The following is a 9134-nucleotide window of genomic DNA, read 5'->3' as shown; positions in this document are numbered from 1 at the left end:
CCCGAAGACGATCCACGCAATCCGGCCACCATCGCCGACAATGTCGCCGACAATGCCGGCGCAGTCGCCGACATTGTCGCCGACATTGTCGGCGATGGTGGCCGGATTGCGTGGATCGTCTTCGGGAATGCCGGCTTCGACCTTGCCGACGAGATCGCCGCCGACGTCGGCGCCCTTGGTGAAGATGCCGCCGCCGAGACGGGCGAAGATCGAGATCAGCGAGGCGCCGAAGCCGAGCGAAACCAGCGAGTCGATGACGACACGGTCGTTGGGCTGAAGGCCCATGAATTGGGTGAGGATCAGGTAGTAGATCGAGACGCCGAGCAAGGCCAGGCCGGCGACCAGCATGCCGGTGATGGCGCCCGACTTGAAGGCGATCTCGAGGCCGGCAGCGAGGCTGTTGGAAGCCGCCTGCGCGGTGCGCACATTGGCGCGCACCGAGACGTGCATGCCGATGAAGCCGGCTGCGCCCGACAGAACGGCGCCGATCAGGAACCCGATGGCGGCGGTGATCGAAAGCAGCCACCACGCGAGCAGCAGGACCACGACGCCGACAATGGCGATGGTGGTGTACTGGCGCGCCAGATAGGCTTGCGCGCCTTCGCGGATGGCCGCGGAAATTTCCTGCATGCGTGCGTTGCCCTGATCGGCCGCGAGGACCGATTTTGTCGCCCAGATGGCGTAAAGGACTGAAAGCAGACCGCAGGCGATGACAGCTGAAATTATGGTCATTGCCGGATTTTCCTCGATTGATGACCCAAAAGAACCCCTCCCTGGGCCGTTGAGACGGGGAGCGGATTCCGCGCGCGGAATCCGCTCCCTTCGCACCGGCTTATGCGAAACAGGGGTGCGAACGTCAAGATATTGTTCGGTTTTTGCCCGGCTTTCGCCCAAAGCCTCTCGGTAGAGACGCAATCTTTCACTTCAGAACCCGGTCGGGTCATGGAAATCACTGTTTCCCGCCGAGATAAGCAAGGCGATATCTGAGCTGATTTATCGGCTACGCCGTCTCCTGCCCCATGCGGCGCGCGGTGTAGCGCTCGATCGCCGACAGCCCGTCATAGATTAGCACGGCAAGGGCGGCAACGATCAGGCCGCCCTGCAGGACGAAGGCGAGGTTGTTCGACAACAGACCGGCGATGATCACCTCGCCCAGCGTCCTGGCCGCCACGGTCGAGCCGATCGTCGCGGTGGCGAGGCTGATGACCACCGACAGCCGGATACCGCCGAGGATGATCGGCGCGCTGAGCGGCAGCTCGACCTTGACCAGCCTTTGCCAGCCGGTCATGCCGGCGCCGCGCGCCGCCTCGACCACATTGGCCGGCAGCGTCGTCAGCCCGGTCAGCGCGTTCTCGAAGATCGGCAGAAGGCCGTAGAGAAACAGCGCGATCAGTGTCGGCCTCTCGCCAAAGCCGACAGCCGGCACGGCCAGCGCCAGCACCGCCACCGGCGGAAAGGTCTGGCCGATATTGACCAGGCTGCGCGACAGCGGCAGGAATTCGACGCCGGCCGGTCGGGTGACCAGGATGGCGAGCGCCACGGCAACGATGGTCGCCGCCACCGTCGCGATCAGCACGGTCCTCAGATGCAGCAGCGTCAACGTCAAAAGGCTGCCCTGATTGTAGATTGCCGGCGCGTTGTTCTCGGTCAGCGGCTTCAGCAGCGGTTCGAACCAGCCGGGATTGGTCACGAACGCAACCAGCAACACCACCAGGACAAGCCTGAGCAGCGACGGAAGCCAGGCTTTTACACCGGCCTCTTTCACGCCGGCCTCGCCGCGCGTTTCACCAGCCCGTCCACCGTCACGCGGCCGAGCGGCTTGCCGTCGGCGCCTTTCACCGGCAGCGCCGAGCGTCCCGACCAGAGGAGTTCAGCCAGCGCATCGCGCTGGCTGGCGTCGTCGGGGATCGCCTCGCCTTCGGCGGTGCCCGTCTCCACCGCGTCGCGCACGCGGCCGAGCGACAGCAGTCTGAACGGTTTTTCGCTGGCGCCGACCAGTGTCTCGACGAAGGCGCTGGCCGGCTTCGCCAGGATCTCGGCGGGCTTGGCATATTGCACCAGCTTGCCGGCATCCATCACCGCGATCTTATCGCCCATATGCACCGCCTCCTCCATATCATGGGTGACGAGGATGATGGTGGTGCCAAAGCGCTTCTGGATCGCCAGAAGATCCTCCTGCGCCTTGTTGCGGATGATCGGATCGAGTGCGCCGAACGGCTCGTCCATCAACAGCACGTTCGGCTCGGCGGCAAGCGCCCGGGCAACGCCGACGCGCTGCTGCTGGCCACCGGAAAGCTCGTGCGGATAGCGGGGCCCGAACGCCTCGGGATCGAGCTGGTAGAGCGTCATCAACTCATCGACACGGCGCTTGATGCGGGCCGCATCCCAGCCGAGCAGCACCGGCACGGTGGCGATGTTCTGCGCCACCGTGCGATGCGGAAACAGGCCGTGGCCCTGGATGGCGTAGCCGATGCTGCGGCGCAGCTCGTAGCCGGGCAGCGAACGGTTGTCGGCGCCGTCTAGCTTGATGACGCCCGAGGTCGGCTCGACCAGCCGGTTGATCATGCGAAGCAGCGTCGTTTTGCCGGAGCCGGAAGTGCCAACAATCACGGCGATGGTGTGCGGTTCGATCACCATCGACACGTCGTCGACCACTGTTGTCGCGTCATAGCGCTTGGTAATGCCTTCGACCTCGATCATGCCGGTTGTGCCTCGCGTCTCTTGGTGGAGGTCATTTCGATGACCGCATCGAGGATGATGGCGGCAGCAAAGGCCATCGCCACCGTCGGCACGGCGCCGAGCAGCACCAGGTCCATGGCCGTCTGGCCGACGCCCTGGAACACGAACACACCGAAGCCGCCGCCACCGATCAGCGCGGCAATGGTGGCGAGGCCGATGTTCTGGACCAGCACGATGCGGATGCCGGTGAGGATCACCGCGAAGGCAAGTGGAAATTCGACGCCGAACAGGCGCTGGCGGTCGGTCATGCCCACGCCGCGGGCGGCGTCGTTGGCGGCGCGCGGCACGCCGGCAAGGCCGACCACGGTGTTGGCCACGACCGGCAGCAGCGAATATAGGAACAGCGCGACGAAGGCGGGGGCGGTGCCGATGCCGCGAATGCCAAGCGCCGCCGCTCCCGGCACATGCGTGGCGACCCAGCCGAGCGGCGCGATCAGCAGGCCGAACAGCGCGATGGAAGGAATGGTCTGGATGATATTGAGCACATTCAGCACGCCGGCGCGAAATTTGTCGACGCGGTGGCAGAGAATGCCGATCGGCAGACCAACGACCACCGCCGCCGCCAGCGAGCCCAGCGCCAGCGTCACATGCTTGGAGCCCTCCGCCCAGAAACTGTCGGCGCGGTTGGCATATTCCTTGAGGATCGACAGGCTGTTCCAACTTCCCGAAGCCAAAAGCAGGCCGATTGCCAGCGCAGCTATGACGAGCACGCCGAGGCGTGCCCATGGTGACAGATTCAATCGCGTCAGCACATCGGCGAGCAAAAGTGTAAAGGCGAAGATGAGCAGCCAGAAACCCGAGGCGGGCGAAATGCGCGCGAACGTATTACCCTCAGGCGTCAGGAAGCTGCCGGCGACGCCGATCAGGATGGCAAGGGCTGCAAGCGCGATCACGCTAGCCGCAAGGCGCAGGACGAGCGGCGTTTTCAAGAGCGCGATGATTGCCGCGATGACGAGGATTGCCAGCAGCAATGGGCCGACCGCCGCCGGCAAGGAATCAAGGGTCGAGCGCGCCTCGCCGGGCACGATGCGGTTGGCGCGGAAGGTGGCGAAGGGTGCTGCGAACGCCGCATAGGCAACGATCGCGGCAATGACCACGCCGAGCTTGTCGAAGCGGACTGTCATGACTTGCATGTGCGATCGCGGCGACTTGAGGATCTGACGTCAGGACCGTCGCGCTCCGTCGCGCCCCCCTCTGTCCTGCCGGACATCTCCCCCTCAAGGGGAGAGATTGGCAGCGTCAGCGCCGGTATACATCTTGCACAGCTGAAAGGTGGCGACAGCCGTCGCGACATCCGATCTCCCCCCTTGAGGGGGAGATGGCCGGCAGGCCAGAGGGGGGCGCCGCGCACCGATGTCACGATTTCAGGAACGGCCTACTTCAAAAACCCGTTCTTCTTCAAAAAGTCTTCGGCGACGCCTTTGACCGGCTCGCCGCCGACCTGCACGCGGCCGTTCAGTTCCTGCAGGGTAACGAGATCGAGCTTGGCGAAGACCGGCTTCAGCAGCGTCTCGATTTCGGGATGTTCCTTCAGTACCGCCTCGCGGATGATCGGCGCCGGCTGATAGACCGGCTGCACGCCCTTGTCGTCTTCGAGCACGACCAGGCCGGACGGCGCGATGCCGCCATCGGTGCCGTAGACCATGGCAGCGTTGGCGCCGCTGGTCTGGTTCGCCGCAGCGGCGATGGTCGCCGCCGTATCGCCGCCGGACAGCGTGATCAGCTGGTCCGGCTTGAGCGTGAAGCCATAGGTGGTCTGGAACGCCGGCAGCGCGGCAGCCGAATTGACGAATTCGGCCGAGGCCGCCAGCACCACCTGGCCGCCGCCGGAGACATATTTGCCGAAGTCGGACAGCGTCGCCAGCTTGTTGGTCTCGGCGACATCCTTGCGCAGTGCAATCGCCCAGGTGTTATTGGCCGGTGACGGCGACAGCCAGACGATCTTGTTGGCGTCGTAGTCAAGCTTCTTGGCCGTTTCATAGCCCTTGGCGGCATCCTTCCACACGGGATCGTCGGCCTTTTCGAAGAAGAAGGCGGCATTGCCGGTGTATTCCGGATAGATGTCGATCTCGCCGGCGGTGATCGCCTTGCGCACCACAGGAGTGCCGCCGAGCTGGATACGGTTGGTGGTCTGGATGTCGTTGGCGTTCAGCACGAGTTGGATGATGTTGCCGAGCACACCGCCCTCAGTGTCGATTTTCGACGACACGACCACCTGAGCGCTCGCCGAGGCTGCGGTGATGCCGAGCGCCAGAGCGGCGCCGGCCAAAACCTTGACTGAAAACATTTCACAAATCCCTTGCTGAAAACCGGACTGCGGCTGCCGCATATGAGCATGGCTTCAATGCCCCGTCGGGGTACACGGTTTCATAAGAAGGGGGATGGGCGCAATAATTTTGTTCGGAAGCGGGTGAGCTCGCGGCTGCCTCGTCCCGACAGCGTCATGTCACTACAGCGCCGCGCGTCCGCTTGGACGCGCAAAGGACGCTGTAGCACTTTTAATTTTGCGCATGATGCCCAGCGAAATCGGTTCCGATTTCGCCGAAGCGAACCTCCGGTTCGGGGTCATGCGCTGGTCGGCCGCGCGCTTGTCATCTTCAACACACCCAGTGCCACGAAGCACAGCACCGTCACCGGGAAGATGATCCAGTTCAGCATCTCCCAGCCCCAGGCGTTGTAGACGGCGCCCGACATCAGCGAGGCGAAAGCGACGGAGCCGAACAGGACGAAATCGTGAAAGCCCTGGACCTTGCCCTTTTCGGATGGCCGGTAGCTGTCGGCGACCATGGCGGTAGCGCCGATGAAACCGAAATTCCAGCCGAGGCCGAGCAGGATCAGCGCCGTCCAGAACTGCCACAACGCCAAGCCCGACAGCGCCACCACGGCGCAGCCGACGAGCAACACAAGTCCGGTTGCGACGATCCGTTCGGCGCCGAAGCGATAGATCAGCGAGCCGGTGAAGAAGCTCGGCGCGAACATCGCCATAACATGCCAGGATATGCCGAGCGTGGCGTCGTCCGTCGAAAGGCCGCAGCCGACCATGGCGAGCGGCGCGCCGGTCATGACGAAGCTCATCAGCGCGTAGCTGCCGACGGCACAAAACAGCGCCGCAACGAAGCGCGGCCTTGTGACGATCTCGGAGAGCGGCCGCGCGTCGCTGTCGGTGATTTCCGCTTTGCCCGTCGCCTTGGGAGGGATGCGCAGGAGCGACAGGATGGCAGCGCCGACCGCCGCCAGCACCAGGATAGACGCAAACGAGCCGGCAAACATCACCGGCGCAAACAATTCGCGGGTGAAGATAACGATCTGCGGGCCAAGGATGGCGGTGACGATGCCGCCGGCCAGCACGAAGGAGATGGCGCGCGCCTTGAATTCAGATGGCGCGTTGTCGGCGGCGGCGAAGCGGAATTGCTGGACGAAGGCACCGCCGATGCCGATCACCAGCAGGCCGAAGGCGAAGAGCCAAAAGCTGGCTTGAAACAGCGCCAGCGTGGCGATCAGACCACCGAGCGCAGTGACGATCGTGCCGGTCATGAAGCCGTCGCGCTGGCCGAGCCGGCGGATGATGGCGGCGGCCGGCAAGGCGCCGAGCGCCACGCCGACGTTGAAGCCGGTGATCGGTGCGGTCGCCAGCGACTTGTCGGAGCCGAGCAGATAATGTCCGGCCAACCCGCCCACGGAAATGGCGATGGGTGCGGCCGAACCGATAATCGCCTGCGAAGCGGCAAGGATGAGCGCCGTGCGGCGCGCTTCCCTGCCAGCCTCGGCGATAGCGACGGCCGTCATGAAGCGTCCTTGCCACGCCCTTCGCCGCGCACCCGGCGCGACACGCGATCGAGCACCGCATTGACCAGCTTCGGCTCGTCTTCTTCGTAAAACGCCTTGGCGATGTCGACATATTCCGAAACGATCACAGCCACCGGCACATCCTCTCGCTTCATCAGTTCGTAGACGCCGGCGCGCAATATGGCGCGCAGCGTCGAATCGAGCCTGGACAGCGGCCAGTCCTCGGTCAGCGCCTGGCGGATGATCGGATCGATGGTCTTCTGGTTCTCGACGACGCCGGCGAGGATGGCGCGAAACCATTGTGCGTCCGCCTCGCGATAGAGCGCGCCGTCGACTTCCTTGCCGAGCCTGAACGCCTCATATTCGGCGGTGATTTCGAAGACGCCGCTGCCGGCCACATCCATCTGATAGAGCGCCTGCACGGCGGCCAGACGGGCAGCACCGCGCTTGTTGGCGTGGCGTGCTGCGGTCTGGCCGGGTGACGCGGGCCCGCTCACGATCGCTCTCCCAATTGTTGCTTGAGGGCAATCATAGTCAGCGCCGCACGCGCGGCAAAGCCGCCCTTGTCGCCTTCCGACCGTTTGGCCCGCGTCCAGGCCTGTTCGTCATTTTCGGTGGTCAGGATGCCGTTGCCGATGCAGACCGCTTCCTGCACGGACAAGTCCATCAGGGCGCGGCTCGATTCATTGGCGACGATGTCGAAATGATAGGTGTCACCGCGCACGATGGTACCAAGGGCGACAAAACCGTCATAGCTCGGCCCGCCTTCGGCCGCGCCGTCAAGCGCGAAGGAAATCACCGCGGGAATCTCGAGCGAGCCCGGGACGGTGACGACGTCGTATGTCGCGCCCGCTTCCTCGAGCGCGCTTGTCGCGCCTTCGAGCAGCGCATCGGCAAGATCGTCATGGAAGCGTGCCTCGATGATAAGAAGGTGGGCCTTCTTCTTCGGGCGAATGAACGCTTTGCCGTGTTGGGATGTGCCAGCCATAGATGTCTCCGGGATCGCCGGTGACTTAGGCCGAAGCAGCCGCGTTCGCAAGCTTTGTCAGAGAGTCGGACTGCGTCAAATTTCCGAGGGCGGCTCAAAGCCCTCTTTCGCCGCCTCCACCAAGCGTGCCGCGTAGCGGGCCATGGTATCGATCTCGAGATTCACCCGGTCGCCGACCTGGCGTTCGCCCCAGGTGGTCACGGTCAGCGAGTGATGGATCAGCAACACGTCGAAGCGCGTGCCTTCGACCTTGTTTACGGTGAGCGAGGTGCCGTCGAGCGCGACGGAGCCCTTGGGCGCGATGAATTTGGCCAAGTCACGCGGGGCGTCCAGCGTGAAGCGCACGGCGTCGCCTTCCTCCTTGCGCGCCACGATCTCGGCCATGCCGTCGACATGGCCAGACACGATGTGACCACCGAGTTCGTCGCCGATCTTCAGCGCCCGCTCCAGATTGACCCTCGTGCCGGATTTCCAGTCCATGGCCGTCGTCAGCCTGAGCGCTTCTTCCCAGGCCTCGACCTCGAACCAGCGCGCATTGGCGCCGCTTTCCGGCAGCGCCGTCACCGTCAGGCAGACGCCGCCGCAGGAAATCGAAGCACCAACGGTGATCGTCTGCGGGTCATAGGCGGTGTCGATGCGCAGGCCGACGCCCTCTCTCAGCGGCTTCACGGCAGCGACGGTGCCGACATCGGTGACAATCCCGGTAAACATCAGATGTCCCTTATCCACTCCGCGTAGCTGTCTTCGCCGAAACGCATGTCGCGCAATTTGCGAAATCCTGCCGGGATATGGTCGGCGTCGATGGGCGATGCAATACCGCCCTTGCCGATCGGCTCCTGCCCCTGGAACAGCACGATGCGGTCGACCAGCCCTTCGGCGAGGAAGGCCTTGGCCACCTTGGCGCCGCCCTCGACCAGCACGCTCGCCATGCCGAGCGCGGCCAGATCCTCGAGCAGTTCCGGCAGCGCGATATCGCCTTCATACGTCTCGGTGCCGATGAAGCGCACGCCGGCGCGTTCGAGCGCGGCCCGCCGGTATGGGTCGGCTTCGGCGCAGGCGGCGACATAGAGCGGAACCCGGTTGACGCCGGCGACCAGCTTCGACGTTTCCGGCAGCCTGATCTGCCGGTCGAGCACGATGCGCGCCGGCGAACGGTTCTCCAGACCTGGCAACCGCACCGTCAGCGCCGGATCGTCCTCCAGCGCCGTGCCGATGCCGATCAATATGCCGTCGGCTTCGGCCCGCATCAGATAGACTTCGCGCCGGGCGATGTCGCCGGTGATCGAGACTTGCCCCTCGCCTTCCATGCCGATCTTGCCGTCGCTGGAAAGCGCAAGTTTCAGGATCACTTCTGGACGTTTTTTCAGAGATCGAATGAGATAGCCGGCCATCTGCTCGGCGGCTTCTGCCGCGAGCACCCTTTCGACAACCTCGATACCGGCGGCACGCAAGATGGCGTAACCCTGGCCGGACACGCGTGGATCGGGATCGCTCACAGCCCCGACCACCCGCGCGACGCCGGCATTGACCAGCGCACTGGCGCAGGGCGGTGTGCGGCCGTGATGGGCGCACGGCTCCAGTGTGACATAGGCGGTGGCGCCGCGTGCGAGTTCGCCGGCCT

Annotated in this window: 10 protein-coding genes; all 10 read right to left on the bottom strand. The window is 64.5% G+C overall.

What is annotated here, in order from left to right:
* Positions 1–732 (bottom strand): sodium/proton-translocating pyrophosphatase (locus EOA78_RS33935; protein ID WP_206533555.1); only part of this gene is annotated, 732 nt, incomplete at its 3' end.
* A 268-nt stretch (positions 733–1000) separates the two neighbouring features.
* Entirely contained in the window at positions 1001–1765 is a 765-nt protein-coding gene (locus EOA78_RS33930; RefSeq protein ID WP_127319910.1) for an ABC transporter permease, read from the bottom strand.
* On the bottom strand, positions 1762–2700 hold the full coding sequence (locus tag EOA78_RS33925) for an ABC transporter ATP-binding protein (RefSeq protein WP_127319908.1): 939 nt from the start codon (positions 2698–2700) through the stop codon (positions 1762–1764). Before EOA78_RS33925 ends, EOA78_RS33930 begins: the two co-directional genes overlap by 4 nt.
* Entirely contained in the window at positions 2697–3863 is a 1167-nt protein-coding gene (locus tag EOA78_RS33920) for an ABC transporter permease (RefSeq protein WP_127319914.1), read from the bottom strand. Before EOA78_RS33920 ends, EOA78_RS33925 begins: the two co-directional genes overlap by 4 nt.
* 251 nt (positions 3864–4114) lie before the next feature.
* The gene (locus tag EOA78_RS33910; protein ID WP_127319906.1) at positions 4115–5026 is read right to left on the bottom strand and encodes an ABC transporter substrate-binding protein; all 912 of its coding nucleotides are present in this window, start codon (positions 5024–5026) and stop codon (positions 4115–4117) included.
* A 278-nt stretch (positions 5027–5304) separates the two neighbouring features.
* Positions 5305–6525, bottom strand: a complete 1221-nt coding sequence (locus EOA78_RS33905; RefSeq protein ID WP_127319904.1) for an MFS transporter — start codon at positions 6523–6525, stop codon at positions 5305–5307.
* Positions 6522–7022, bottom strand: a complete 501-nt coding sequence (gene nusB, locus EOA78_RS33900; protein WP_127319902.1) for a transcription antitermination factor NusB — start codon at positions 7020–7022, stop codon at positions 6522–6524. The genes EOA78_RS33905 and nusB overlap by 4 nt, the downstream gene beginning before the upstream one ends.
* On the bottom strand, positions 7019–7513 hold the full coding sequence (gene ribH / locus EOA78_RS33895) for a 6,7-dimethyl-8-ribityllumazine synthase (RefSeq protein WP_127319900.1): 495 nt from the start codon (positions 7511–7513) through the stop codon (positions 7019–7021). The genes nusB and ribH overlap by 4 nt, the downstream gene beginning before the upstream one ends.
* A gap of 75 nt (positions 7514–7588) precedes the next feature.
* Entirely contained in the window at positions 7589–8224 is a 636-nt protein-coding gene (locus EOA78_RS33890) for a riboflavin synthase (protein ID WP_127319898.1), read from the bottom strand.
* Positions 8224–9134 (bottom strand): bifunctional diaminohydroxyphosphoribosylaminopyrimidine deaminase/5-amino-6-(5-phosphoribosylamino)uracil reductase RibD (gene ribD, locus EOA78_RS33885; protein ID WP_127319896.1); only part of this gene is annotated, 911 nt, incomplete at its 5' end. The genes EOA78_RS33890 and ribD, both read right to left, overlap by 1 nt.

The sequence above is a fragment of the Mesorhizobium sp. M5C.F.Cr.IN.023.01.1.1 genome (assembly GCF_003997585.1).
GTDB lineage: Bacteria > Pseudomonadota > Alphaproteobacteria > Rhizobiales > Rhizobiaceae > Mesorhizobium > Mesorhizobium wenxiniae.
The sequence above is the reverse complement of the archived record's forward strand: the minus strand, read 5'-3'. Positions and strand labels throughout refer to the sequence as shown.